We start from the raw sequence: 23,147 nt of genomic DNA, 5'->3' as shown, positions 1-23,147 counted from the left end.
CCGCTACGACAAACGAGCCCGCCACTACAACGCCCTCGTCACCCTCGCCTGCCTACAACTCTGGCTGCCGAAATGACATTGCGGACACGCCCTAGGCGAGCCGGGACAGTGCGCGGGCGGCGGGGCTGCCGGGTGCGGCCTGGTAGACCACGAGCTGCTGGCCGGCCGCGCCGCGGACGTCGAAGGACTGGTAGGTGAGCGAGAGCGGTCCGGCGTCGGGGTGCGTGAACTCCTTGGCCGCGCGGGTCTTTCCGTAGACGGTGTGCGCGGACCAGAGCGCGGCGAACTCCCCGCTCCCGGCGGTGAGCGAGGACAGCAGGGCGAGCAGGCGCGGGTAGCGCGGGTGGAGTCCGGTGGCTTCCCGAAGGGCCGCCACCACGGCTTCGGCCGCGCTGTCCCAGTGCGTGAAGAAGGTGCGGGCCGCCGGGTCCAGGAAGGTCATGCGGGCGAGGTTGTCCGGCCGCGCGAACGGGGAGAACAGCGCCCCGGCCAGGGCGTTGGCGGCGAGCAGGTCGGTCGCCGGGTTCAGTACGAAGGCCGGGGTGCCGGCGTATCCGTCGAGCAGTTGGCGCAGTTCGGGCGCCACGGACTCCTGCGGCCCGGTGCGGTCGGCCGCCGGCGGGGTGTCCGCGAGGCGGTGGAGGTGGGCGCGCGCGGGCCCGTCCATGCGCAGGGCGGCGCCGATCGCTTCGAGGACCTGCGTCGAGGGGCCGCGCTCGCGGCCCTGTTCCAGCCGGGCGTAATAGTCGCCGTTCATGCCGGCCAGCACGGCGACCTCCTCCCGGCGCAGTCCCGTCACGCGGCGGCGGCCGTACGAGGCGAGGCCCACGTCCTCGGGCCGCAGGCGGGAGCGGTGGGCGCGCAGGAAGTCTCCGAGAGCGTTGCTGGTCACCCGAGCAGGGTAGGGCGGGTGCGGGCAGGCGGCGGGCCCGGGCGGGCCGGAGCCCGGGAGGCGTCCGGCAGGATGGGCCCGTGGACCTGATCACCGCGCGCTGCGGCCCCGCCGCGCCCCCCGGCCCCGTACGGATCCGGCTCGCGGCGGCCGGGGCCGCGGTGGTGACCGTCGGCGCGGGGCTGGGGCTGCGGGCGGTGGCGGCGGGGGACGTGGCGAAGTACGGCGGCGACGCGCCGTACACCGTCCTGGTCCTCGCCCTCGTCGTCCTGGCCGCGCCCCGCCGCTCTCCCCGGCGGGCCGCGGCGACGGCGCTGGCCGGCAGCTGGGCCGTCGAGTTCTTCCAGCTCGCCCCGGTACCGGCCGCACTCGGCGCGCACGGCACGGCCGCCCGGCTGGTCCTCGGTTCCCCCTTCAACGCCCCGACCTGTTCTGGTACGCGGCCGGCGCGGCGGCGGGCGCTCTCCTGCACACCGCCCTGCGCCGCCGTCGCCTGTGACCAACGCCACTGGCGGACGGAACCGCCCGTGGCAGGGGCGCGCGGGCGGGGCGCGGCGGCCCCGGATGGGCCGTTCGGCCGAGGGAGTCGTCCGCAGGCATGACCTAGCCTGGAACGGCAACGCGAGATCCGGGGGCCGAGCGCAAAGGAAGAGCGCGTCCATGGGCATCACCAGCAGTTCCGCACGTCGTCGACGGGCGGGATCCACCGTCGCGGCGGCCGTCCTCGGCCTCCTGGCGGCAGCCGGCACCCCCGCCCTCGCCGCCTCCGACGTCGCCGACGGCGCGGCCGGGACCGCCGGCCGGCCCCCGGCCACGGACCACCCCCGCTCCGCGCAGGGCTCCCCCGCGATCCCGCGGAGCATCTCCCGGCTGGCCCAGGGCCCGGGGCGCGACGTCGCCATCACCATCGACGACGGTCCGGACCCCCGCTGGACCCCGCAGGTCCTGGAGGTGCTCCGGCAGAACCACGTCAAGGCCACCTTCTGCATGATCGGGACGAACGCGCGGAAGTACCCGGACCTGGTGCGTGCGGTCGCCGCCGACGGGCACCAGCTGTGCGACCACTCCGTCGACCACGACGTGACCATGGACCACAAGCCGGTCGACTACCAGCGCCGGCAGATACTCGACGGCCAGGCCATGATCGAGAAGGCCGTTCCGGGCGTCGCCGTGAACTACTACCGCGCGCCGGGCGGCGCCTTCACCCCCGACAGCCGGGCCATCGCCACCGCGAGCGGGATGCGGCCCCTGGGCTGGAGCGTGGACCCCAAGGACTGGAGCAGGCCCGGCCTGCCGGCCATCGTCGCCACCGTGGAGGGCAAGCTTCCGGCGCAGCCGACCGTCCTGTTCCACGACGGCGGCGGGGACCGCAGCGAGACCGTCGCCGCGCTCAAGGAGTACCTGCCCTGGCTGACGAAGCAGGGGTACTCCTTCACCTTCCCGGCCCGCACCGCCCCGTAGCGGCGCCGCGCGGCTCAGCGGGCGCTGCCGAGGTTCCGGTCCGCTTCGGAGCCCGCGAGCATGAGGGTCGTCTCCTCTATGCGGCGGAACCGGCCGTCGGGCGCGAACTCCCCGAACAGGTAGACCTCCATGCTCACGGAGGACCCGTCCCGCTTCGTGACGTGGACCGTGTGGCGGTCGGCGTAGCGCAGGCCGTCGTACAGCTCGTCGTGGACCTCCACCGCGCCCGACGCGACGACCTCGCGGAGGTGGGCGATGTGCGTGAGGAACGCGTCGCGGTCGTCCCAGCGGCCGTCGGTGCGCTGGCGGTAGTCCGGGGCGAAGTGCCGGTCGGCGGCCTCGTGGAGGTCGAGTCCGGGGCTCAGGAGCAGATCGGTGAGGGCTGCGGCGATTCCGGTGCGGCGGTTCATGGCGTGGTCCTTTCGGCTGACCGAAACAGAAGTGCGTGCGCGACGCACGCTCTTCGAAGACCGTACCGCACATCCGTGCGCAGCGCACGCTAATCTTTTGGGGTGGACAAGAACGACGTGGGGCACGAGATCGCCGACGCGCTGGGCCTGCTGCTCCGGCGCGGCACCCGCCAGGAGCTCTACCGGACGCTGACGGAGGGCGTCGGGGAGGCCGTGGACGAGGTGACGTACCCGATCCTCAGCGGGCTGGCCAGGACCGGCCCGCGCAGCGCCGCCGAGCTGGCCTCCGAGGTGGGGCTCGACCGCTCGGGCGTCACCCGGCGCGCCACCCGGCTGGAGGCCGCGGGGCTCGTACGGCGCACTCCGGACCCCGAGGACCGGCGCGCGACGCTGCTCACCCTCACCCCGGAGGGCGCGGCCACGGTGGAACTGCTGCGCGGCCGCCTGTCCGACCACATCGAGGCCTCCCTCTCCTCGTGGCCGCCCGGCGAGGCCGAGGCCTTCGCCCGCCGGCTCCGGCGCTTCGTCACGGACGGCCCGTTCGCCTGACCCCGGGCGCGCGGGGCCCGCAGACGTGCCTACCGGTGGCCCGTCAGCCCGTCGCCCAGGTGGCTGCGCCGGTACAGCACGTGGCGGCCGTCGCGGGCCCTGGTGACCAGGCCCGTCGCGTGCAGGACGCGCAGGTGCTGCGAGACGGCGCTGGGGGTGACCCGCAGCCGGCGGGCGAGTTCGACGGTGGGCAGCGGGGTGTCGAGCAGGCCGAGCAGCCTGGCCCTGGAGGCGCCGAGCAGGGAGACCAGGGCCGACGGGTCCGCGACGGGCTCCGGGGTCCACAGCGTCGCGACCCCGCGGCTCGGGTAGGCCAGCATCGGCGCCTCCTCGGCGCTGAGCGGCGGCGCGGGCTTGTGCGCGAACACGGACGGGACGAGCAACAGCCCCCGGCCGGCCGCCTCGACGTGGTGCCGGCCGATCATCTGGCCGATGCGCAGGACCCCTTCGTGCCACCGGAGGTTCGGATGCATGTCGGCGAAGAGCAGGCGGGCTCCCCCGACGGCGAGTTGCCGGGCCCGGTAGGTCATGTCGGCCTCCAGCAGCAGCCTCATGCGCGGCCACATCGGCTCGACGGCCACCTCCCAGTACTGCCGCAGGAGCGCGCAGACCGCGTCGCGCAGGGCGAGGACCGGCCCGTCGTCCGCGGTGGCCGCGGCGCGCAGCGGCCCGGGCACCGGATCGGGCGCGTGCGTGGCGAGCAGGTCGCGGCGGACGAGGGCGGCGGGCGTCCTCGCGGCGACGGCCAGTTCGTCGTCGAAGGCGGGCTCGAAGACCGTGGGACGCGGGGTCAGGAAGTCGGGCAGGGTGCGCCGCGCCGCGACCAGTGACATCAGCAGGGCCGTGTCGAGTCCGCCGAGCGCGCCGAGGACCGTCCGGCGCCACGGCAGGTGCAGGGCGGACAGCCCCGGGTCGCGCAGCACCCGGAGGCTGAGCACGGTTTCGTGCAGGGGGGACACGGCGAACCTCGTGTCCGCCAGGTCCTCCACACCCAGTCCGAAGCTGATCATTGAGCCATACGCTACATCCATTGGCCGCGTGGCACGGGTGGCGTCAACTTCCGGGCATGACAGCGACGAACGACACGGCACCCGCCGCGCCCGCCTCCCCCGCCTCTCCCGCCTCCACGGAAGGGGCCTTGGGGTCGCACATGCTGCTGCTCCTGTCCTTCACCGGCGCCGTCGGCGTCGGCACCATCTACTTCCCGCAGGCGATCAGCCCGCTCATCGCCGCCGCCCTGCACGAGCCGCCCGGTTCCGCCGCCCTCGTGGTGACCGCCACCCAGGTCGGCTACACCGCCGGGATGTTCCTGCTGGTACCGCTCGCCGACCGGATCCCGTACCGGCCCCTGCTGGTCACCCTGCTCGTCGTGACCGGTCTCGGGCTCCTCGGCGCGGGCTGCGCTCCCGGCCTGGCGCCGCTGGTGGCGGCCAGCGCGCTGGTGGGCCTCGCGACCGTGGCGGCGCAGGTCATCGGTCCCCTCGCGGCCGGGATGGTGGCCGCCGACCGCCGGGGGGCGGTGACGGGCACCCTGCTCAGCGGCTGTATCGGCGGCATGCTGCTGGCCCGTACGTTCAGCGGCACGCTCGGCGAACGGTTCGGCTGGCGCGCCCCCTACCTGGTGGCGGCCGTCGTGGTCCTGCTGCTCGCCGCCGTCCTGGCGCGCGTCCTGCCGGTGACCGTCCCGCCCTCGCGCCGCTCGTACCCGGCGCTGCTGGCCGGTTCGCTGCGGCTGCTGCGCACCGAGCCGGACCTGCGCCGCTCGTGCCTGTGCCAGGCGGGCGTCTTCGCCGGTTTCTCAGCCGTCTGGACCTGTCTGGCCCTGCTGCTCACCGGCCCCGCGTACGGGCTGGGCGCGCAGGCGGTCGGGACGCTCGCGCTGGTGGGTGCGGTGACCATGTTCTGCACTCCGTACGCCGGGCGCCTGGTCGACCGCAGGGGGCCGGACGCCGTCGGGCTGGTCTGCGTACTCGGCGCCCTCGTCTCGGCCGCGGTGCTCGCCTTCGCCACCGGGGGCGGCGCCCGGGGCATGACGGCCCTGGTGGCCGGCACGCTGCTGCTGGACGTGGCGATGCAGGCCGGCATGGTGGCGCACAAGGCCCGGGTCTTCGCGCTGCGACCCGACGCCCTCGGCCGGCTCAACACCGCGTACATGACCTGCGTGTACCTGGGCGGCAGCGCGGGCTCGTGGGCCGGGGTGCGGATCTACGGCCGCGCCGGCTGGCCGGGCGTGTGCGTGCTGGTCGCGGGCCTGGCCCTGGTCGCGCTGGTCGGGCAGTCGAGGGCGGCGGCGTCCGGGACGCGCCGGGGGTGAAGCGGGCCCCGCCGGGCGGGGGGCGGCGCCGGTCCCGCGGCCGCGCGGCGGTACGGTTTCCCGCCGGGCGGCCGCGGCCGACGCCGCTCACCCCGTTCGGCCCGTCCGGCCGTCCGGGCTATTCGACGGTCGCCCAGTCCAGGGTCCGTTCGACCGCCTTCTTCCAGCCGGCGTAACCCTCCGCCCGCCGTTCCTCCGACCACTGCGGCTCCCACCGCTTGGACTCCTGCCAGTGGGTGCGCAGTTCGGTCGTGTCCCGCCAGAATCCGGTGGCCAGCCCGGCGGCGTACGCGGCGCCGAGCGCGGTGGTCTCGGCGACCACCGGGCGGCTGACGGGGACGCCGAGGACGTCGGCCTGGATCTGCATGCACAGGTCGTTGGCCGTCACGCCGCCGTCGACCTTGAGCACGTCGAGGTGGACCCCGGAGTCCTGTTCCATGGCCTCCACGACGTCCCGGCTCTGGTAGCAGATGGCTTCCAGGGTGGCGCGCGCCAGGTGTCCGTTGTCGTGGAAGCGGGCGAGGCCGACGATGGCGCCGCGGGCGTCGGACCGCCAGTAGGGCGCGAACAGGCCCGAGAAGGCGGGCACGAAGTACATGCCGCCGCTGTCCTCGACGGTGCGGGCCAGGCGTTCGGTCTCCGCCGCATCGGTGATGATCTTCAGTTGGTCGCGCAGCCACTGCACGGCCGAGCCGGTGACCGCGATGGATCCCTCCAGGGCGTAGACGGCCGGTTCGTCCCCGAACTGGTAGGCCACCGTGGTCAGCAGGCCGTGCTGGGAGCGGACCAGTTCGGTGCCGGTGTTGAGCACCAGGAAGTTGCCCGTGCCGTACGTGTTCTTCGCCTCGCCGGGCTCGTAACAGACCTGCCCGACGGTGGCGGCCTGCTGGTCACCGAGGACGCCCGCGATGGGGATCGCGGCCCGCAGCGGGCGGGAGGTGCGGGTGACGCCGTAGGCGCTCGCGTGTGAGGAGGGGTGGATGGCGGGGAGCATCGAGCGCGGGATCCCGAAGAAGCCGAGCAGCTCGTCGTCCCAGTCGAGGGTCTCCAGGTCCATCAGCATGGTGCGGCTGGCGTTGGTGACGTCGGTGGCGTGGATGCCGCCGTCGGGCCCTCCGGTGAGGTTCCACAGCACCCAGCAGTCGGTGTTGCCGAAGACGGCGTGGCCCTGTTCGGCGGCCTCGCGGGCCCCGTCCACGTTCTCCAGGATCCACTGGATCTTGCCGCCGGAGAAGTAGGTGGCCGGCGGCAGCCCGGCCTTGCGGCGGATGACGTCACCCTGGCCCGAGCGTTCGAGCGCGGCGGCGATGGAGTCGGTGCGGGTGTCCTGCCAGACGATGGCGTTGTAGTACGGGCGGCCGTTGCGGCGGTCCCATACGACGGTCGTCTCGCGCTGGTTGGTGATGCCGATGGCCGCCAGGTCGGCCGGGGAGAGGTTGCCGTGCCGGAGCGCGTTCTGGATCACCGAGTTGGTGCGCTCCCATATCTCCACCGGGTCGTGCTCGACCCAGCCCGGCTTGGGCAGGATCTGCGCGTGTTCCAGCTGGTGCTTCGCGACCTCGTTGCCCGCATGATCGAAGATCATGAACCGGGTGCTCGTGGTGCCTTGGTCCACTGCGCCGACGAAGTCCGCCATGATGGTGCCGCCTCTCGTGTGGGAGAGCCCTTGCTGTGGGAGAGCCCCGGTCGCACCCGGGACGGTGGGTCACCGCCCCGGGCACGGACGGGGTCCTGGATCGCGGGGTTCCGGGAGCGCGATCAGGCCTCGGGGGCCGGGATGCGCCCCGGGGGCTCGGGCTCTGCGGTCGGCAGGAACCGGCCGATGAAGCACTTGTACAGACCCGCTCCGAGCAGGCCTCCGATCAGCGGGCCGATGATCGGCACCCAGAAGTAGAAGTTCCCGTACTGATCGCGCCACGCCCCGCCGTAGCCGGTGAGGAAGCTGGCGAGCCGCGGTCCGAAGTCACGGGCCGGGTTGATCGCGTATCCCGCGTTGGTGCCCCAGGCCATGCCGATGGCGACGACGACGAGGCCGACGATGAACGGGCCCAGGTTGGCGCCCGGCGGGGTGTTCAGCAGGTCCGTGATCGCGAAGATCAGCAGCAGCAGGATGGCCGTGCCGATGACCTGGTCGCGCAGCGCGCCCCATTCGGTGACGGGCAGGTTCGGATTGCCGTTGGCGGGCAGCGTCGAGAAGACGCCCTGTGTCTTGATGGTGTGCGTGGGGTCGACCTTGGCGAGGGCCTCGGTGTAGTTCCAGCGCACGATGAGGGCGGCGACGAAGGCGCCGGCCGTCTGTGCCAGCGCGTAGGGGGCCACCTTGCTCCAGGGGAAACCCTTGAAGGCCGCCAGCGCGACGGTCACCGCCGGGTTGAGGTGGGCGCCGCTGAGCCGTGCGGCGACGTAGACGCCCAGGGTGACGCCCAGCCCCCATGCCCAGGCGATGCTGTCGTGGTTGCCGAGACCGCCGGGCGGATCGGTGAGTCCGCCGCCCGCGACCACTTGGGCCACCACGCCACAGCCGAAGAGGATCAGGATCATCGTGCCGGCGAATTCCGCGGATAGCTCGCTCACCAGCCCCGATGCCTTGAGACGATCAGCCATGAAGAGCCTGCTTCCTGCCGGCGAGACCGGCTGTCATCGGCCCGTCGGTGCCGCCGCCTGCCGCGGGGCCCGGCGATCGGTCGTTCACGCGGAACGTGACTGTCCGCCGTACTCGGAGCGCCGGGGCGCGCCGAAGGGGATATGGCGGACAAATCTCCGCATACGCGGCATACATACCCTTTTACTGCGATCTTAACTCTTCGACGCCGATGCCGTACGGGCACCTCTACGCTGGCCGCATGTACACCACGCGGGTCACCCGGCACATCGGGGCGCCGCGCGCAGCCGTGTACCGAGCCCTGCTGGACGGGGACGCGCTCGCGCGCTGGCGGGTCCCCTCGGGGATGACCGGCCGGGTGCACGCGTTCGACCCCCGGGAAGGGGGCCGGTTCCGCGTTTCCCTCACCTACGAGGCGCCGGACGGCCACGGCAAGTCGGCGGCGCACACCGACACCTATCACGGGCACTTCGTGCGGCTCGTCCCGGACGAGCGGGTGGTGGAGTCCCTGGAGTTCGAGACAGCGGATCCCGCCCTGCGCGGCCGGATGACGATGACCACCGATCTCACCGACGCGGACGGCGGCGGCACGGACGTCACCGTCACCCACGAGGGCGTGCCGGACGCCGTGCCCGCCGCCGACAACGAGGCGGGCACGCGCACCGCGCTCGCCAACCTGGCCCGGCTGCTCGGGGATTGACGCTCAGCGCCCGAGCGGGGCGACGGTCCTGCCCACCCGCTCGCCCGCCTCCCCTGGGCTGCCGAAGGCGGCGATCGGGGCCTCGGTGGCGGATTCCGCCTCGGCGGTGTCCAGGTCCGCCAGGCCGGGGAACCGGTAGGGGTCGAGCGCCCAGCGCGGCGTCCGGGACGACAGTGCGTACGAGGGCTGCGTGCTCATCGTGCCTCCCAAGGGGTCGGATCACTACCGAACGTGGTGACTGCTCACTCTCCGCTTCCGGTTGCGCCGGAGGTCCGGTCCCACTCGAACGCACCCAATGGCAGCTCGTCACACCATGCGAGAACCCTCACGCGGGAGGGCCGGCCGCCGGAGGGCCCGCGGCCGGGGGGTCGGCGGCCGGGGGGTCGGCGGCCGCCGGGTCGAGGACGCGGTCGAGGAAGTCCCGGGTCCGCGCGTGCGCCGGGCGGGTGATGACCTGCGCCGCGGGCCCCTGCTCGACGATCACCCCGCCGTCCATGAACACCACGCGGTCCGCGACCTCGCGGGCGAAGCTCATCTCGTGGGTGACGACCATCATGGTCATGCCCTCGTGCGCCAGCAGCCGCATCACCGACAGGACCTCGCCCACGAGTTCCGGGTCGAGCGCCGAGGTCGGCTCGTCGAACAGCATCACCTCCGGCCCCATGGACAGGGCCCGGGCGATGGCCACGCGCTGCTGCTGACCGCCGGAGAGCTGGGCGGGGAAGGCGTCCGCCTTGTCGGCGAGACCGACCCGCTCCAGGTTCTCCCGGGCCACGGCGGCGGCCCGCTCCTTGTCCCGGCCCAGGACCCGGCGCTGCGGCAGCGTGAGGTTGGCGGTGACGCTGACGTGCGGGAACAGGTTGAACTGCTGGAAGACCATGCCGATGCGGCGGCGGACCGCGTCGATGTCGACGTCGGGGTCGGTGAGCTCCGTACCGCCGACGAAGACCCGCCCGCCGCTCGGTTCCTCCAGCAGGTTCACGCAGCGCAGCAGCGTCGACTTGCCGGAGCCGGAGGGACCGATGACGCACACCACCTCGCCGCGGGCGACCTCCAGGTCGATGCCGCGCAGGACGTGGTTGTCGCCGAAGGACTTGTGCAGTGCGCGGATCTCGATCTCGGGGCGGTCCGCGTCCGTGGTGGCCGCGGCGTGCGCGCTTCCCGTCTTCTGTGACATGTCGTCCTCACGTGGCCTTGTCCGCGCGGGCCTCCAGGCGGCGCACCACGAAGCTCAGCGGCACGGTCACCAGGAGGTAGCACAGGCCCGCGACGAGGATCGGGGTGGAGTTGGCGGTCTCGCTGGCGAGGTCCCGGCCGAATTTCGTCAGCTCCCGCTCCTCCAGCGTGACGCCGAGGAAGAGCACGAGCGAGGAGTCCTTGAACAGCAGGACCAGTTCGTTGGTGAGCGGGGGGATCACGATCCGGAACGCCTGCGGGATGATCACCGAGGCCATGGCGCGGCCGTGCGAGAAGCCCAGCGAACGGGCCGCCTCCATCTGCCCCTTGGGCACCGCCTGGATGCCGGCCCGGATCGTCTCCGCCATGTACGCGGCCGCCACCAGTCCGAGACCGAGCGCGACCTTGCCGTAGATCCCGCCGGGGATCTCGGTGCCGGGGAAGGCGAGCGGTACCGCGACGCCGACGAAGATGAAGATCAGCAGGGCGGGCAGACCCCGGAACAGCTCGATGTACACGCTCGCGACCCAGCGGTAGGGGGCGACCGAGGACAGCCTCATCATGGCGACGACCAGTCCGAGGACGAGGCCGAAGAGGAATCCGGAGAAGGTGTACACCACCGTGTTGCGCAGGGCGGTGGTGATGATCTCCGGGAAGAGCCGGACGGCCAGGTCGGTCTGGGCGAACTGGTTCCGCAGCCGGTCCCAGTCGGCGAGCACGCCGACCAGGACCAGTACGGCCACGAAGACCGCGTACTGGACGCCCTGCCAGACGCGGCGCCGTTGACGCCGCGTCAGCCGTGAGGTCACGACGTGGCCTGGGGCAGCGGGCCGATCCACTGCTCGTACAGCTTCTTGTAAGTGCCGTCGGCCTTGGCGGTGGTGATGGCCTTGTCGATCGCGGCGAGGAGGGCGGTGTTCCCCTTCTTGACGGAGAAGCCGTACTTCTCGCCGGTGTCGATGTTCTGGGCGACGACGAACTCCGCCGCGTTCGTCTTGTCCTTGAGCCAGCCCTGGACGACGGGGTAGTCAATGACGACCGCGTCCACCTGGCCGGTGCGCAGCCCGTTCAGCACCGCGTCGGAGCTCTCGAAGGCCACCGGGTTGAAGCCCTGGGCCTTGGCGTAGCTCTCGCCGGTGGTCTCGGCCTGCGCGCCGAGCTTCTTGCCCTTGGCCTTGAGGTCGGCGAGCGAGGTGATCCCGCTCTTCTTGGTGGCGAGGAGGGCCTGGGTCGCGTCGAAGTAGGGGACGGAGAAGTCCACGTTCTTCTTGCGCTCGTCGGTGATGGTCATGCCGGCGGCGGCGAGGTCGCACTGGCCGGAGTTCAGGAAGGCGCCGGTCTTGAAGTTCTCGAACGGCGTGTCGAGGATCTTCTGTTCGACCTTGAGGTTCTTGGCGACCAGGTCGATCAGTGCCACGTCGAAGCCGACGACCTTGCCGTTCTGTTCGAACTGGAACGGCGGGTAGGGCAGATGGGTGCAGGTGGTCAGCTTGCCCTTCTCCACGACGGGGACGCCGCCCGCCGCCTCTCCCGGCCCGCTGCCGCCGGAGGAGCAGCCCGCGGCGAGGAACATGCCCGCGGTGGCGGCGGCGAGGCCGGCCGTGGCACGGATACGGGAGCTGCTGCGCTGGCTGCGGTGTCCTGCGGCCGTCCGGAACACGGTTGACCTCCACGGATGCGGGGTGGGGGGCGGTCGAGAGCGCGACCGTCCGTCGGGATCGTAAGCCCCCGGCGGCCCGTGGCGGCGCAGCGTGCGGGACGCGGCGCAGACGTGGCCGGACATCGCCCTTCCCCGGCCGGGCCTGGCCTGTTGTGCCCGGTCACCCGATCGGCCCCGGCCCCTCCCCCGGGCGGCGGCCCGGGGCCGGGGTGGTCGGACCGGGGGTGCCGGATCCGGCGGAGGCCGTCGCACCGGGCGCGGCGGACGGGGAGGCGGGGCCCGTCGCGTCGTCCCTGAGGCCCGGGTCTGCGGCCGTGGACGACGGGAGCGCGGCGAGGGCCGCGGCCGCGGTCAGGGGACCAGGACCACCTTGCCGAGATTGCGGCGGTCCTCGATCGCGGCGTGCGCGCGGGCCGCTTCGGCCAGGGGGATCAGCTCGTGGACGGCGGGGCGCAGGGTGCCGGCGGCGTGCAGCTGCCAGAGCTCGCGCCGCCAACGGTCGTACAACTCCGGCTTGCCGGTGGCGATGGCCCGCATCTGAAAGCCGATCATCGATGCTCCGCGCACGAGGAGTTCGTACGCCTCCACGGTGCCGCCGCCCGAGCTGAAGGCCACGATGCGGCCGCCGGTCGCGAGGGCGCGGACGGCGGGGGCGAGCAGCTCGCCGCCGACGCCGTCGAGGATGACGTCGTAGGGGGCTCCCCAGTCGGCGTCCTCGTACAGGACGACCCGGTCGGCGCCCAGCCCGCGCACGAAGCCGGCCTTCGCCGCGCTGCTGACGGCGGCGACGACGCGGCCGGCTCCCGCCGCCCTGGCGTACTGGACGGCGAGGGTGCCGACCCCACCGGCCGCGGCGGTGATCAGGACGGACTCGCCGGGCTCGACGCGGGCGGCCTCGTATGCGCCGCGGGCCACGAGTCCGCTGCGGACCAGCGCGACCGCGTCGACCGCGCTCGCGCCGGCCGGGACGTGCGAGGCCATCGCGGTGTTCAGGGCCGCGTACTCGGCGTAGGCGTCGGCGAAGCACAGTCCGGTGACGCGGTCGCCCACGGCGAAGCCGGTCACCCCCGCGCCCGTCGCGACGACCGCTCCGGCGACCTCGCCGCCGAAGGCGACGGAGCCGCCGCCCTCCCGCACCTTGCGCACGGTGGGCAGGGTCACGCCGATCGCCTCGCTGCGGACGACCACCTCGCCGGGACCGGCGACGGGCCGGTCGACGTGCTCGGCGACCAGCACGCCGGGGCCTCCACCGGCTCCGCCGATGTCGTGACGCATGCGCAGCACAGGACCTCCCGGACCAGATTATCGTTGGGATCCCCAACGATAGGGGAATTCGTGGGGATGTCCAACGACTTTCGTTAGGGTGATCCCATGACCTCACCGCTCGCGCACATCCAGTCCCTGCCCACCTGGCTCGTCGGCCGGGTCGCCGCGCGCGGCAGGGGCCTGGTCGCCGACGCGCTCGCCGCCGAGGGGCTGCGGCTCATGCACCACGCCGTGCTGGCCGCGACCGCCGAGTACGGGCCCGTCGCCCAGGCCGACCTGGGGCGCCGGCTCGCGGTCGACCCGAAGGACATGGTGGGCATCCTCAACCACCTCCAGGCGGCGGGGCTCGTCCTGCGCACCCCCGATCCGGCCGACCGCCGCAAGAACGCCGTCACCGTCACACCGGAGGGCTCGGCGGTGCTCGCCCGCTGCGCGGCCCTCGCCGAGACGGCCAACGCCGCGCTGCTGGCCCCGCTCGACACCGAGGAACAGGGGCAGTTGATCGCCCTGCTGACCCGGCTCCACGAGGCACCGTAGCGACCCTCGGGAAGTCCCAACCGGCTTGCTGGCCCACTCTGTTGGCGTGGCGCGGCCCGCACCTCGGCGGTTACGCTGGCCACATGATCGAGATTCGTCGCGCGGGGCCGGCCGACGGGGGCGCGCTCGGTGAGATCCACGCCGCGGCCTGGGAGGCCGCCTACGCCCCCTTCTTCGCCCCGGAGTTCGCCGCGCGGGCGGTGGAGGACCGGCGCCGCCGCTGGCACGCGCGGGTCGGCGCGGGCCGGCCCGAGACCGTCCTGCTCGGCGCGGTCGACGGCCGCCCGCTCGGCCTGACCTTCTTCGCCGCCTCCCCCGGCCCGGGAGGGCCCGGCCTCGCCGAGATCTTCTCCGTCTACGCCCACCCCGACGGCTGGGGCAGCGGCGTCGCGGCCGCCCTGATGGACGCGACGCTGGACCGCCTGCGCGAGAGCGGCTTCGCCCGCGCGCACCTGTGGACCCTGCGCGACACCCCGCGCTCCCGCCGCTTCTACGCCAAGTGCGGCTTCCACGAGACCGGTGCCTCGCGCCCGTACGACTTCGGGGACGGCAACCCGCTCGAACAGGTCGAGTACGAGCGGACCTGTTGACGCGTCGACCTGCCGGCCCGCCGGGCCTGACCCGCGCGCCCGGGCTCCCCCGGCCGCTGTGAAAGAGTGCCGGGAGAGACGAACCGACAGGTCAGGAAGGCCCCACCCCATGAGCACAGCCGTCCAGCAGCCCGACCACGCGGCGGCCGTCGCGGCGCAGTCCGCCCGTTTCGTGGACCTGGTCCGCGGCGCCGACCTGACGCTCCCCGTACCGACCTGCCCGGGCTGGACCCTCGGCGACCTGGTCCGGCACTGCGGGGGCGTCCACCGCTGGTTCTCGGCGCTGCTGCTCCAGCGGGTCCAGGAGCGCCCGGCCGGCCGTGACATCGACCTGCGCCTCCCGGAGTCGGACGAGGGCTACCCGGACTGGCTGGCGGCCGGCGCCGAAGCCGCGGCCGAGGTGTTCGCGGGCCTCGACCCGGACGCGCCCATGTGGGTCTGGGGGGCCGACGCCCACGCCCGCTTCTGGATCCGCCGGATGCTGTTCGAGACCCTCGTGCACCGGGTCGACGCGGAGCGGACCCTCGGGCTGCCCTCCGCGATCGAGCCCCCGCTCGCCCGGGACGGCGTCGACGAGTTCCTGACGAACCTCCCCTTCGCCACCCCCTTCGCGCCCGGGGTGGCGCGACTGCGTGGCGCCGACCGGACGATCCGCTTCCGGTGCGCGGACACGGACGGCTCGTGGCTGGTCCGGCTGCGTCCCGACGGCTTCGGCCTCGTCGCGGACGAAGCCGACGAAGCCGACGAAGCCGGCGGAGCCGGCGGGAGCACCGGGGCCGCCGACGCGACCGTCCTGGCCCCGGCCGCCGATCTGCTGCTCGTCCTCTACGGCCGCACCGCCCGCACCGCCCCGGGGGTCGAGACCGCCGGGGACGCGGAGCTGCTCGACCTCTGGTTCACGAACTCGGCGTTCTGACCGGCCCAACGGCCCCCGGCCCCCGGCCCGGCCCCGCGCGCGGGGCCGGGCCGGGCCGGGGGCGGCGGCGGCTCAGAAGTTGATCATGTGGCCGGCCAGGCCGTGAACGGCCTCCTTGACCGCCTCGCCCAGCGTCGGGTGCGCGTGCACGTTGCGGGCCACCTCGTGGACCGTCAGGTCCCACTGCTGGGCCAGGGTCAGCTCCGGCAGGAGCTCGGTGACATCGGGGCCGATCAGGTGGGCGCCGATGATCTCGCCGTGCGTGGCGTCGCTGATCAGCTTCACGAAGCCGGCCGTGTCGCCCAGGCCGTGCGCCTTGCCGTTGGCGGTGAAGGGGAACTTCGCGACGCGGACGTCGAAGCCCTTCTCCTTCGCCTGCGCCTCGGTCCAGCCGAAGCTGGCGATCTGCGGCTGGCAGTAGGTCGCGCGCGGGATCATCGGGTAGTCGAGCTCCATCGTCTCGGCGTCCGCGATGGTCTCGGCGGCGACCACGCCCATGGCCTCGGCGGTGTGCGCGAGCATCAGCTTGGCGGTGACGTCGCCGATGGCGTAGATGTGCGGCACCGAGGTACGGCAGCGGCCGTCGACGTCGATGGCGCCGCGCTCGGTGACGCGCACGCCGGTGGCCTCCAGGCCGAACCCGGTGACGTTCGGCGCGAAGCCGATCGCCTGGAGCACCTTGTCGGCCTCCAGGACCTTCGTCGCACCGTCCGGGCCGGTGACGCTCACCCGTACCAGGGGGCCCGACTCGTCGATCGACTCGACGCGGGTCGAGGTCAGGACGTCGATGCCCAGCTTGCGGTACTGCTTGGCCAGCTCCGCGGAGACGTCCGCGTCCTCCAGCGGGGCGATCCGGTCCAGGAACTCGACGATCGTGACCTTCACGCCGTAGTTGTGCAGGACGTACGCGAACTCGATGCCGATGGCACCGGCTCCCGCGATCACGATCGACTGCGGTACGTCCTCGGCGAGGATCTGCTCCTCGTACGTCACCACGCGGTCGCTGCGCCGCGTCCCGGGCAGCAGCCGGGGAGTGGCGCCGGTGGCGATGATGCAGTCGCCGAAGGAGATCTCACGGGTGGTGCCGTCGGACTGGGCGATCCGCAGGGTCCGCTCGTCGACGAAGGTGCCGCGGCCGTCGAACTCGGTGATCGCGTTCTTCTTCATCAGGTAGTGGACGCCCTTGACCCGGCCGTCCGCGACCCGGCGGCTGCGCCGGAACGCCTCGCCGTAGTCGAAGGAGACCTCGCCGTCCACCTTGATCCCGAAGGTCTTGGCCTCGTGCGTGAAGATGTGCGCGAGTTCGGCGTTGCGCAGGAGCGCCTTGGTGGGGATGCAGCCGACGTTGAGACAGACTCCACCCCAGTACTTCTCCTCCACGACCGCCACGCTGCGGCCCAGCTGAGCGGCACGGATGGCGGCAACGTAGCCGCCGGGGCCTGCCCCGAGGACGACGACGTCGAAATGCTCCTGCATGGACGGATTCCTTCCCATCACAAGTGGTGCGCGCGAGTTCACCGCCCACCGTACGCCCGGTTCCCGGGTGCGTGTGTTCGAAGATCACCTCTCTGCCCGCAACCTTTTGCGCCGTCCGCCCCTCTCCCTCGTTGGCATGCCGACGCGTGCCGACGGGCCCGCGGGTCCGGATCCACAGCCGACAGAAGGTCTCACCGATCCATGAAGCTGACGAGTGGCGCTCCCCTCGTGCTCGCCCTGCTGTGCACGCTCCTGCTGTTCGCCCTGACGGTCTGGCTGTGGCCACGGCTGGCGGGGGGCGGTCCGCGCCGGGTGCTCGGCCGGATCGGGCTGGTCGTCGTGGTCCAGCTGCTGCTCGTGGCCTCGATCGGGCTGGCGGCCAACCGGAGCTTCCTGATCTACGGCTCGTGGGCCGAGCTGGCCGGGCACGCGCAGGCACCGCCCGCCCTGGACGGGGAAAAGGGTGACGCGTCGGGCGTCAAGGTCCTGGGCCGCCAGCCGGTCGACGTGCCCGGTGGCGCCACGCCGCGCGTGGGCGGTGCGATCGAGAAGGTGACGATCCAGGGGCAGCGGTCCAAGACCGCCACCTCCGCTTACGTGTACCTGCCGCCGGAGTACTTCCAGAAGGGCAACGAGCACAGGACGTTCCCCGCCGCCGTGGTCCTCACCGGCTTCCCGGGCACCTCGGAGAACCTCCTCAAGGGGCTCGACTACCCGAAGACGGCCTGGAAGCTCGCCAAGCACAAGAAGACGCAGCCGATGGTCCTCGTGATGCTGCGGCCCTCGGTCATCTCCACCCGCAACACCCAGTGCGTGGACGTCCCCGGCGGGCCCCAGAGCGAGACCTACTTCGCGACCGACCTCCCCACGGCCGTGGCGGGCACGTACCGCGTGAAGAACGCGCCGTCGAGCTGGGCCATCATGGGCGACTCCACCGGCGGCTACTGCGCCCTCAAGATCGCCCTGGAGCATCCGGAGCGGTACTCCGCGGGCATCGGCCTGTCGGCGGACTACAAGCCGGAGATCGACGCGGACTCCGGCGACCTCTTCCACGGCAACAAGGAGGAGGAGAAGCGGGCCGATCTGCTGTGGAGCCTGGACCACCTCCCGCAGGGCAAGTCGTCCTTCCTGGTCACCACCTCGCTCCAGGGCGAGAGCAACCTCAAGCCGACGCGGCAGTTCATCGAGAAGGTCAAGGCTCCCGCCCGGGTCTCCTCGATCACCCTCGACCACGGAGGCCACAACTTCAACACCTGGCGGCGGGAGATCCCGCCGTCCCTGGAGTGGGTCAGCGCCCGCCTCACCGCCGGCTGACGGGAGACGGGCGCGGCCCGGGCGGCCGGCGCCCCTGACGTCACCGCTCGCGCCGGGCGGTTCCGGCCGCCACGAGCACGGCGGCCAGGACGAGGAGCGCCGCGTCGACCGCGAGGACGGTGCGCACCCCGTCGAACAGCGAGGTGCCGGTGGTCGCCAGGACGCCGAGCAGCGGGATGCCGATGGTCAGGCCGACCTGCTGGGTGGTGGTGACCAGGCCGGTGGCCAGACCCTGCTCCGCGTCCGGTACGCCGCTCGTGACGAGGACCCCGTACGAGATGATCGCGCCGAGGTGGAACATGCTGGCCACCGAGACGGCCACGGTCGCGACCAGGGCGCCGGAGCCCGTCCCGACGGCGAGCAGCGCGGCGGTGAAGGCGCCCTGGCCCAGCAGCGAGCCGACGAGGGTGCGGCGGGGGCCGAAGCGGCCGATGACCCGGGGCGCGCAGGAGCCCGCGAGGATGGAGGCGACACCCTGGACACCGAAGACGAGGCCCGTCACGAAGGACGACAGGTGCAGCGTCTCCTGGAGGTACAGGGTCAGCACGAAGACGACCGTCGACATCATCGAGAAGGTCAGCAGTCCCCCGATGTTGCCCCAGGCGACCGTTCGCCGCTTCAGCATCGGCAGGGAGACCAGGGGTGCGGCGGCCTTCGACTCGACCACCACGAACGCGGCGAGCAGCAGGATGCCGGCCACCAGCGTGATCCGGACGTCGCCGCCGCCGAAGCCGTGCTCGGCGGCCGTCGAGAGGGCGTAGATCAGCGCGAGCAGAGCGCCGGTGACGGTGACGGCGCCGGGTACGTCCAGGCGCGGCCGTTCGCGGGTACGGGATTCGGGCAGCAGCCGCGGGGCGAGGCACAGCACGGTCACGGCGGCGACGGTGAGCAGGCCCATCGTGGAGCGCCAGCCGAGGGTGTCGGTCATGACCCCGCCGAGCACCATGCCGACGGTGAAGCCGAGGGAGAGCAGGGTGCCGGAGATGCCGAGCGCCTTCTCGCGCAGCGGGCCCTCGGGGAAGGTCGTGGTCAGCAGGGACATGCCGGTCGGGACGATGACCGCCGCACCCAGGCCCTGGAGGGCGCGGCCGGTCAGGAAGGACGCCGGGTCCCAGGCGAGGGTCACGAGCAGGGAGGCAGCGCCGAAGAGCACGAGGCCGGTGAGGAATAGCTTCTTGCGTCCGAACAGGTCGGCGATCCGGCCGAAGAGGAGCAGGAAGCCGCCGGAGGGCAGCGCGAAGGCGGTGACCGCCCACTGGAGGGCCGAGGTGCTCAGGCCCAGGTCCTTGCCGAGGACGGGCAGGGCCACGTTGAGGACGGAGAAGTCGAGCGCCACCATGAACTGGGCGGCGCAGAGCACGAGGAGGACCAGCCTGGCGCGTCCGGTGAGCCGGCCGTCGTCGGGGGCCGTCGTGTCCAGCGGTCGGGTGGGCCCGGGCCCGGTCTGTGTGTCGATCGTCATGTCCCCCACCTTCGCGGCCCGGGAATGCCCGTGAAGAGCGGGAACTTATCCTGTTGTTGCCACCACCAGGCGGCATTCGAGGGGGATTTCGTGGCCACGCCGATCGACGAGCACCGCCGGAGCGAACTGCGCGCGTTCCTGATGAGCAGACGCGCGCGGATCTCGCCCGCCGAGGCCGGCCTGCCGGACGGCGGGGCCCGCCGGCGCACCCCCGGCCTGCGCCGGGAGGAGGTCGCGGTGCTCGCCGGGGTCGGGGTGTCCTGGTACCAGTGGCTGGAGCAGGGGCGGGACATCACGGTCTCGGCGCAGGTGCTGGACGCGGTGAGCCGGGTGCTGAAGCTGACCAGCGCCGAGCGCCGGCACCTGTACGTGCTCGCCGGGCTCAACCCGCCCGTCCTGGAGGTGGCACCGGCCGACCGGGACATGTGCCACGGCCTGCAGCGGCTGATCGACGCGTGGATGCCGTTCCCGGCGCACATCATGGACGTGTACTGGAACACGGTGCTGTACAACGACTCCGCGGCGCTGGTCTTCGGGATGCGCCCGGAGATCGTGCAGAACTGCCTGGTCGCCTTCTTCACCGATCCGATCTACCGGGCGCGTTCCGCGCACTGGGAAGAGGTCGCCTGCGAGGTGGTGGCGCAGTTCCGGGCCGCCTGCACCGAACGTCCGCAGGACGAGGGCTTCCAGGCGGTCGTGGAGCAGGCGCGGGAACTGAGCCCGAGGTTCGCGGAGTTGTGGAAGCAGCGCGACGTCCGGCCGGGCGGACTGCTGCGCAAGCAGATGGAGCACCCCGTCGTCGGCACGCTGCATGTGGAGTCGACGCAGCTGCGCGTCCCGGCGCGGCCGGACCTCGCGATCGTGCTCCACACGCCCCTGCCGCACACCGACACGGCCGAGAAGCTGGAGTGGCTGACCTCCCCGGAGGGCCGGCGCGGGCTGATGTACCCGGTCGCGGGCTGAACCGGGCGGGTGCCGTCCACGCCGGTGGCGCGGACGGGGGCAGGGGCGTCCCTCAGGCGGTGCGGCCGCCCAGGGTGGCCACGGCCGTGACCATGCGGTCCCAGAAGCGGTCGGCGTCCAGGGTCGTGGCGACCCGGGCGTTGACGGGGCGGCCGACGTACTGGTGGAGGTCCACCACCGTGGCTCCGCGCGTGTAGCGGCCGTGCAGTTCCACGGTGACGTTCGCGTCGACGACTCCGACGAGCGTCGGGTCGATGACCCGGGCCACCGCGACGGGGTCGTGCAGCGGCGGGTGCGGCATGCCCCACAGGCGCTGATAGGTGGAGGCGAAGTAGGCCAGCAGCTCGGCGCAGACCAGGCCGATCTCGGTGCCGAGGCCTTCGAAACGGGCCCGGACCTCGGGCGTGGCCAGGGCCTGGTGGGTGACGTTGAGCCCGCACATGGTCAGCGGTACCCCGCTGCGGAAGACGATGTCCGCGGCTTCCGGGTCGGTGCAGATGTTGAACTCCGCGGCCGGGGTGCGGTTGCCCCGGCCGGTGGAGCCGCCCATCAGCACGATCTCCCGGACGCGGGAGGCACTGTCCGGGTAGCGGGTCAGCAGCAGCGCGATGTTGGTCAGCGGTGCGGTGGGCACCAGGGTGACCGGCTCGGGGTGGGCGAGGAGGATCCGGTGGATGAGGTCCACCGCGTGCTCGTCGACGGTGTCGACGGTGGGCTCCGCGAACCGCGGCCCGTCCAGGCCCGACACCCCGTGCACGTCGTCCGCGACGGCCAGCGGCTGGACCAGCGGCCGGTCGCATCCGGCGGCGATGGGCACGCCGGTGATCCCGGCGAGGGTGCAGACGCGGCGGGCGTTGAGGGTGGTCTTGTCGAGCGTCTGGTTCCCGGCGACCGTGGTGATGGCCAGCAGGTCGACGGCGGGGTCGGCGGCCGCCAGCATGATCGCCAGGGCGTCGTCGTGCCCGGGGTCGCAGTCGATGATGATCGGGACGGGCACGGCGGTCCTCCTCGCGCGGAGCTGCTGACCTGCCCAGTCTGCCGTCGCCGGGCCGCCGCGGCCGCCTGTTCCGAGCCAGATCGCACGCGGTTCGCGCCGCCGGGCGTGGGCCTGGGCCGGGGGGACGCACGGCCGCCGCGCGCCGATACTGGATTACATGGGCGACTCCACGGGCGCACGCACACCCGACGGCCCGGCGCCGGACCCCGCCCCCCGCGTTCCGGCCGGCCGCTACGGGGCCGCCGTCTTCCGGCCCGATCAGGAGGGTGAGGACGCGCGCATCGACCTGGGCGCGCTCGCCTACGACGACATGACCCTCGCCCGGCTGCGGGCCCTGGGGGCCGGACCCGGCGTGCGATGCCTCGAACTCGGCGCGGGCACCGGCAGTGTGGCCCGGCGGCTGCTGACGGAGGCCGGTGTGGCCGGGGTGCTGGCGGTCGACCGCGACGTCCGCTTCCTGGCCTCCCGCCCCCAGCCGGGCCTGGTCACCCTGGAGGCGGACCTCACCGACCCCGCCTTCGATCCCGGACGGTTCGACCTGGTCCACGCCCGCTTCGTGCTGATGCACCTGCCCGAGCGGGAGCACCTGATCTCCCGCTTCGCCGGGATGCTCGCGCCCGGCGGGGTACTGGTCCTCGGCGACGCCGTCGACCTGACCGGCGCGGCGGCGCCCGAGAGCCCGTACACCCGGGCGGTGCGCGCGATGTGGCGGGGGCTGCGGGACACCATCGGCACCGACGTCACCTGGACCCCGCGCTATCCGGAGCTGCTGCGGGCCGCCGGGCTGGAGGCGGTGGCCGCCGAGATCCACGTACCGCCCCTCGTGCCCGGCAGCCCCATCAGCCGGTTCTGGGCCGACACCTGGGAGCGGGCCCGGGCCGCGATGACCGCGACCGGGCTGGTGGACGACGCGGAACTCGACGCGGCGATCGCCTTCCTCGATTCGCCCGGCTGCGCCGCCCTGTCCCCGGGTCTGATCACGGCCTGGGGCCGCCGGGCGGGCGCCCCCCGCGCCGCCTGACGTCCCGTTCCGGCGGCGGGGCCCCGGCGTACGTCCGCCGCGGCACGCGCCCCGCCGCCTCGTGGGGCTCAGCGCCCGGGGGTGCCCAGCCGGGCGCGGATCACCTGTGCGGCCTCATGCAGCCGGGCCCGCTGCCCGGGTTCCTCGGCGCGTGCCAGCTCCACCCGCAGGGCCAGCTCCGTACGCAGCACGGTCGCGCGCGGGACGGGCACCCGCTGTCCCGGCTGCTCCGTGAACGGCCGCAGCTCGGCGGCGACGGCCTGGGCGTCGTTCAGGGCGCTGCGGCGCAGGGAGAGGAACACGCGGGCGAGCCAGTCGGCGGGGATCTTCACCATCAAGTCGGTCATATCAAGGCAACGACGGCCGGTCGGCTCCGTGACACCGGCTACCCCGCCCGGCCCAGCGCGGCCCCCGGGCGCGGCGTTGCCCTGCCGTGCCCGGGGGGCCGGTGGGCTCAGTGGATGACGCTGAAGCTGCGCCAGGGCAGGGCCGCGGGGGCCGTCACGTTCGAGAGGGTGGTGGCGACGTAGGTGCCGTCCTCCCGCTCGCCCTTCACACAGTTCTCCGTCCGGTACAGGACGACGTCGACCAGGGTGTTGTTCTCGACGTGGGTGGCGCCGCGGGGGAAGTTGATGCGGTGGCAGCCCTTGACCGGGGTGTTGCTGTAGGACAGCTCGACCGGCGAGTCGTGGCTGCGGAAGGTGAGCATGCCGACGGTGCTCCGGCCCAGGCCCGAGCAGGCGGTGGCGGTGAGCAGCAGGGCTGCGGCCCCGGTGATGACGCCGATGCGCCGGTGGTGGGACATGGCGGGGTCCTCGTCTGTGCGGTGGTGGCTCTCCTG

The 23,147-nt window shown here is 73.2% G+C and carries 25 protein-coding genes and 1 pseudogene; 11 read left to right on the top strand and 15 right to left on the bottom strand.

Translation table 11 applies throughout. The annotated features are described in order from the left end of the window. Window positions 1-91: 91 nt before the first annotated feature. Window positions 92-892: a helix-turn-helix transcriptional regulator gene (locus ACFYYT_RS04135; RefSeq protein WP_351830264.1), complete on the bottom strand. Its 801-nt coding sequence runs from the start codon at window positions 890-892 to the stop codon at window positions 92-94. Window positions 893-978: 86 nt separating this feature from the next. On the opposite strand from ACFYYT_RS04135, the pseudogene ACFYYT_RS04130 reads away from it, so the two are divergent. Together ACFYYT_RS04130 and ACFYYT_RS04125 are read left to right on the top strand one after the other, a co-directional pair. Then, window positions 979-1,391: pseudogene (locus ACFYYT_RS04130) on the top strand (DUF2809 domain-containing protein). A 161-nt stretch (window positions 1,392-1,552) separates the two neighbouring features. Continuing rightward, window positions 1,553-2,353 (top strand): polysaccharide deacetylase family protein, encoded by an 801-nt coding sequence (locus tag ACFYYT_RS04125; RefSeq protein WP_351830267.1) that lies wholly within the window; start codon window positions 1,553-1,555, stop codon window positions 2,351-2,353. Between the two features lie 14 nt (window positions 2,354-2,367). Here the strand turns inward: ACFYYT_RS04125 and ACFYYT_RS04120 are convergent, their stop codons facing one another. Next, window positions 2,368-2,763 (bottom strand): nuclear transport factor 2 family protein, encoded by a 396-nt coding sequence (locus ACFYYT_RS04120; RefSeq protein WP_351830269.1) that lies wholly within the window; start codon window positions 2,761-2,763, stop codon window positions 2,368-2,370. Window positions 2,764-2,865: 102 nt separating this feature from the next. Here ACFYYT_RS04120 and ACFYYT_RS04115 point away from each other — a divergent pair, with 102 nt between their 5' ends. Beyond that, window positions 2,866-3,312 carry a MarR family transcriptional regulator gene (locus tag ACFYYT_RS04115; protein WP_351830272.1) on the top strand — a complete coding sequence of 149 codons (447 nt, stop codon included), beginning with the start codon at window positions 2,866-2,868 and terminating at the stop codon, window positions 3,310-3,312. A 29-nt stretch (window positions 3,313-3,341) separates the two neighbouring features. Here ACFYYT_RS04115 and ACFYYT_RS04110 read toward each other — a convergent pair whose 3' ends face one another. Beyond that, the gene (locus ACFYYT_RS04110; RefSeq protein ID WP_351830275.1) at window positions 3,342-4,322 is read right to left on the bottom strand and encodes a helix-turn-helix domain-containing protein; all 981 of its coding nucleotides are present in this window, start codon (window positions 4,320-4,322) and stop codon (window positions 3,342-3,344) included. Window positions 4,323-4,378: 56 nt separating this feature from the next. On the opposite strand from ACFYYT_RS04110, the gene ACFYYT_RS04105 reads away from it, so the two are divergent. Continuing rightward, the gene (locus tag ACFYYT_RS04105; RefSeq protein ID WP_388606874.1) at window positions 4,379-5,626 is read left to right on the top strand and encodes an MFS transporter; all 1,248 of its coding nucleotides are present in this window, start codon (window positions 4,379-4,381) and stop codon (window positions 5,624-5,626) included. Window positions 5,627-5,744: 118 nt separating this feature from the next. Here ACFYYT_RS04105 and glpK read toward each other — a convergent pair whose 3' ends face one another. Continuing rightward, on the bottom strand, window positions 5,745-7,262 hold the full coding sequence (glpK, locus tag ACFYYT_RS04100) for a glycerol kinase GlpK (RefSeq protein WP_351830278.1): 1,518 nt from the start codon (window positions 7,260-7,262) through the stop codon (window positions 5,745-5,747). A 122-nt stretch (window positions 7,263-7,384) separates the two neighbouring features. Continuing rightward, window positions 7,385-8,230 carry an MIP/aquaporin family protein gene (locus ACFYYT_RS04095; protein ID WP_351830281.1) on the bottom strand — a complete coding sequence of 282 codons (846 nt, stop codon included), beginning with the start codon at window positions 8,228-8,230 and terminating at the stop codon, window positions 7,385-7,387. 239 nt (window positions 8,231-8,469) lie between these two features. Here ACFYYT_RS04095 and ACFYYT_RS04090 point away from each other — a divergent pair, with 239 nt between their 5' ends. After that, on the top strand, window positions 8,470-8,928 hold the full coding sequence (locus ACFYYT_RS04090; protein ID WP_351830284.1) for an SRPBCC family protein: 459 nt from the start codon (window positions 8,470-8,472) through the stop codon (window positions 8,926-8,928). Between the two features lie 3 nt (window positions 8,929-8,931). On the opposite strand, the gene ACFYYT_RS04085 is transcribed toward ACFYYT_RS04090, so the two are convergent. From ACFYYT_RS04085 to ACFYYT_RS04065, 5 genes are all read right to left on the bottom strand, one after another. Continuing rightward, on the bottom strand, window positions 8,932-9,126 hold the full coding sequence (locus ACFYYT_RS04085; RefSeq protein WP_351830287.1) for a hypothetical protein: 195 nt from the start codon (window positions 9,124-9,126) through the stop codon (window positions 8,932-8,934). A gap of 127 nt (window positions 9,127-9,253) precedes the next feature. Further along, entirely contained in the window at window positions 9,254-10,105 is an 852-nt protein-coding gene (locus ACFYYT_RS04080; protein ID WP_351830290.1) for an amino acid ABC transporter ATP-binding protein, read from the bottom strand. A gap of 7 nt (window positions 10,106-10,112) precedes the next feature. Then, on the bottom strand, window positions 10,113-10,913 hold the full coding sequence (locus tag ACFYYT_RS04075; protein ID WP_385316532.1) for an amino acid ABC transporter permease: 801 nt from the start codon (window positions 10,911-10,913) through the stop codon (window positions 10,113-10,115). Further along, window positions 10,910-11,677 carry an ABC transporter substrate-binding protein gene (locus ACFYYT_RS04070; RefSeq protein WP_351830310.1) on the bottom strand — a complete coding sequence of 256 codons (768 nt, stop codon included), beginning with the start codon at window positions 11,675-11,677 and terminating at the stop codon, window positions 10,910-10,912. Before ACFYYT_RS04070 ends, ACFYYT_RS04075 begins: the two co-directional genes overlap by 4 nt. Before the next feature lie 438 nt (window positions 11,678-12,115). Beyond that, a complete protein-coding gene (locus tag ACFYYT_RS04065; protein ID WP_388606873.1) occupies window positions 12,116-13,039 on the bottom strand; it encodes a zinc-binding alcohol dehydrogenase family protein in 924 nt (307 codons plus the stop codon). A 96-nt stretch (window positions 13,040-13,135) separates the two neighbouring features. On the opposite strand from ACFYYT_RS04065, the gene ACFYYT_RS04060 reads away from it, so the two are divergent. From ACFYYT_RS04060 to ACFYYT_RS04050, 3 genes are all read left to right on the top strand, one after another. Further along, the gene (locus ACFYYT_RS04060; RefSeq protein ID WP_351830298.1) at window positions 13,136-13,567 is read left to right on the top strand and encodes a MarR family transcriptional regulator; all 432 of its coding nucleotides are present in this window, start codon (window positions 13,136-13,138) and stop codon (window positions 13,565-13,567) included. Window positions 13,568-13,650: 83 nt separating this feature from the next. After that, window positions 13,651-14,157: a GNAT family N-acetyltransferase gene (locus ACFYYT_RS04055; protein ID WP_351830301.1), complete on the top strand. Its 507-nt coding sequence runs from the start codon at window positions 13,651-13,653 to the stop codon at window positions 14,155-14,157. 109 nt (window positions 14,158-14,266) lie between these two features. After that, window positions 14,267-15,073 carry a maleylpyruvate isomerase family mycothiol-dependent enzyme gene (locus ACFYYT_RS04050; RefSeq protein ID WP_351830304.1) on the top strand — a complete coding sequence of 269 codons (807 nt, stop codon included), beginning with the start codon at window positions 14,267-14,269 and terminating at the stop codon, window positions 15,071-15,073. Between the two features lie 72 nt (window positions 15,074-15,145). Here ACFYYT_RS04050 and lpdA read toward each other — a convergent pair whose 3' ends face one another. Beyond that, entirely contained in the window at window positions 15,146-16,549 is a 1,404-nt protein-coding gene (gene lpdA / locus ACFYYT_RS04045; RefSeq protein ID WP_351830052.1) for a dihydrolipoyl dehydrogenase, read from the bottom strand. A gap of 201 nt (window positions 16,550-16,750) precedes the next feature. Here lpdA and ACFYYT_RS04040 point away from each other — a divergent pair, with 201 nt between their 5' ends. Then, window positions 16,751-17,863, top strand: coding sequence for an alpha/beta hydrolase-fold protein (locus tag ACFYYT_RS04040; protein ID WP_351830050.1), 1,113 nt, complete (start codon window positions 16,751-16,753; stop codon window positions 17,861-17,863). Window positions 17,864-17,903: 40 nt separating this feature from the next. Here the strand turns inward: ACFYYT_RS04040 and ACFYYT_RS04035 are convergent, their stop codons facing one another. Beyond that, on the bottom strand, window positions 17,904-19,325 hold the full coding sequence (locus ACFYYT_RS04035) for an MFS transporter (RefSeq protein ID WP_351830047.1): 1,422 nt from the start codon (window positions 19,323-19,325) through the stop codon (window positions 17,904-17,906). Between the two features lie 141 nt (window positions 19,326-19,466). Between ACFYYT_RS04035 and ACFYYT_RS04030 the strand changes: the two genes are divergently transcribed. Continuing rightward, on the top strand, window positions 19,467-20,288 hold the full coding sequence (locus ACFYYT_RS04030; protein ID WP_351830058.1) for a helix-turn-helix transcriptional regulator: 822 nt from the start codon (window positions 19,467-19,469) through the stop codon (window positions 20,286-20,288). Between the two features lie 52 nt (window positions 20,289-20,340). Here ACFYYT_RS04030 and ACFYYT_RS04025 read toward each other — a convergent pair whose 3' ends face one another. Beyond that, window positions 20,341-21,285 (bottom strand): nucleoside hydrolase, encoded by a 945-nt coding sequence (locus ACFYYT_RS04025; RefSeq protein WP_351830045.1) that lies wholly within the window; start codon window positions 21,283-21,285, stop codon window positions 20,341-20,343. A 157-nt stretch (window positions 21,286-21,442) separates the two neighbouring features. Between ACFYYT_RS04025 and ACFYYT_RS04020 the strand changes: the two genes are divergently transcribed. Next, window positions 21,443-22,306 carry a methyltransferase domain-containing protein gene (locus ACFYYT_RS04020; protein ID WP_351830043.1) on the top strand — a complete coding sequence of 288 codons (864 nt, stop codon included), beginning with the start codon at window positions 21,443-21,445 and terminating at the stop codon, window positions 22,304-22,306. Between the two features lie 68 nt (window positions 22,307-22,374). On the opposite strand, the gene ACFYYT_RS04015 is transcribed toward ACFYYT_RS04020, so the two are convergent. Then, complete coding sequence (locus ACFYYT_RS04015; RefSeq protein WP_351830040.1) at window positions 22,375-22,641, bottom strand: hypothetical protein; 267 nt, start codon at window positions 22,639-22,641, stop codon at window positions 22,375-22,377. Window positions 22,642-22,760: 119 nt separating this feature from the next. Further along, window positions 22,761-23,111, bottom strand: a complete 351-nt coding sequence (locus ACFYYT_RS04010; protein ID WP_351830037.1) for a hypothetical protein — start codon at window positions 23,109-23,111, stop codon at window positions 22,761-22,763. Window positions 23,112-23,147 lie beyond the last annotated feature (36 nt).

It is taken from the genome of Streptomyces sp. NPDC002032 (genome assembly GCF_042890765.1).
Taxonomy (GTDB): domain Bacteria; phylum Actinomycetota; class Actinomycetes; order Streptomycetales; family Streptomycetaceae; genus Streptomyces.
This window is presented reverse-complemented; position numbering and strand designations above follow the sequence as displayed.

What these genes read in the sequence shown, in the direction of transcription:
- ACFYYT_RS04020 (WP_351830043.1), top strand. Translation starts at nt 21,443, where the DNA reads ATGGGCGACTCCACGGGCGCACGCACACCCGACGGCCCGGCGCCGGAC.
- ACFYYT_RS04010 (WP_351830037.1), bottom strand. Translation starts at nt 23,111, where the DNA reads ATGTCCCACCACCGGCGCATCGGCGTCATCACCGGGGCCGCAGCCCTG.
- ACFYYT_RS04065 (WP_388606873.1), bottom strand. Translation starts at nt 13,039, where the DNA reads ATGCGTCACGACATCGGCGGAGCCGGTGGAGGCCCCGGCGTGCTGGTC.
- ACFYYT_RS04080 (WP_351830290.1), bottom strand. Translation starts at nt 10,105, where the DNA reads ATGTCACAGAAGACGGGAAGCGCGCACGCCGCGGCCACCACGGACGCG.
- ACFYYT_RS04030 (WP_351830058.1), top strand. Translation starts at nt 19,467, where the DNA reads ATGAGCAGACGCGCGCGGATCTCGCCCGCCGAGGCCGGCCTGCCGGAC.
- ACFYYT_RS04055 (WP_351830301.1), top strand. Translation starts at nt 13,651, where the DNA reads ATGATCGAGATTCGTCGCGCGGGGCCGGCCGACGGGGGCGCGCTCGGT.
- ACFYYT_RS04125 (WP_351830267.1), top strand. Translation starts at nt 1,553, where the DNA reads ATGGGCATCACCAGCAGTTCCGCACGTCGTCGACGGGCGGGATCCACC.
- ACFYYT_RS04110 (WP_351830275.1), bottom strand. Translation starts at nt 4,322, where the DNA reads ATGATCAGCTTCGGACTGGGTGTGGAGGACCTGGCGGACACGAGGTTC.
- lpdA (WP_351830052.1), bottom strand. Translation starts at nt 16,549, where the DNA reads ATGCAGGAGCATTTCGACGTCGTCGTCCTCGGGGCAGGCCCCGGCGGC.
- ACFYYT_RS04085 (WP_351830287.1), bottom strand. Translation starts at nt 9,126, where the DNA reads ATGAGCACGCAGCCCTCGTACGCACTGTCGTCCCGGACGCCGCGCTGG.
- ACFYYT_RS04035 (WP_351830047.1), bottom strand. Translation starts at nt 19,325, where the DNA reads ATGACGATCGACACACAGACCGGGCCCGGGCCCACCCGACCGCTGGAC.
- ACFYYT_RS04060 (WP_351830298.1), top strand. Translation starts at nt 13,136, where the DNA reads ATGACCTCACCGCTCGCGCACATCCAGTCCCTGCCCACCTGGCTCGTC.
- ACFYYT_RS04095 (WP_351830281.1), bottom strand. Translation starts at nt 8,230, where the DNA reads ATGGCTGATCGTCTCAAGGCATCGGGGCTGGTGAGCGAGCTATCCGCG.
- ACFYYT_RS04070 (WP_351830310.1), bottom strand. Translation starts at nt 11,677, where the DNA reads ATGTTCCTCGCCGCGGGCTGCTCCTCCGGCGGCAGCGGGCCGGGAGAG.
- ACFYYT_RS04105 (WP_388606874.1), top strand. Translation starts at nt 4,379, where the DNA reads ATGACAGCGACGAACGACACGGCACCCGCCGCGCCCGCCTCCCCCGCC.
- ACFYYT_RS04050 (WP_351830304.1), top strand. Translation starts at nt 14,267, where the DNA reads ATGAGCACAGCCGTCCAGCAGCCCGACCACGCGGCGGCCGTCGCGGCG.
- glpK (WP_351830278.1), bottom strand. Translation starts at nt 7,262, where the DNA reads ATGGCGGACTTCGTCGGCGCAGTGGACCAAGGCACCACGAGCACCCGG.
- ACFYYT_RS04120 (WP_351830269.1), bottom strand. Translation starts at nt 2,763, where the DNA reads ATGAACCGCCGCACCGGAATCGCCGCAGCCCTCACCGATCTGCTCCTG.
- ACFYYT_RS04015 (WP_351830040.1), bottom strand. Translation starts at nt 22,641, where the DNA reads ATGGTGAAGATCCCCGCCGACTGGCTCGCCCGCGTGTTCCTCTCCCTG.
- ACFYYT_RS04090 (WP_351830284.1), top strand. Translation starts at nt 8,470, where the DNA reads ATGTACACCACGCGGGTCACCCGGCACATCGGGGCGCCGCGCGCAGCC.
- ACFYYT_RS04040 (WP_351830050.1), top strand. Translation starts at nt 16,751, where the DNA reads ATGAAGCTGACGAGTGGCGCTCCCCTCGTGCTCGCCCTGCTGTGCACG.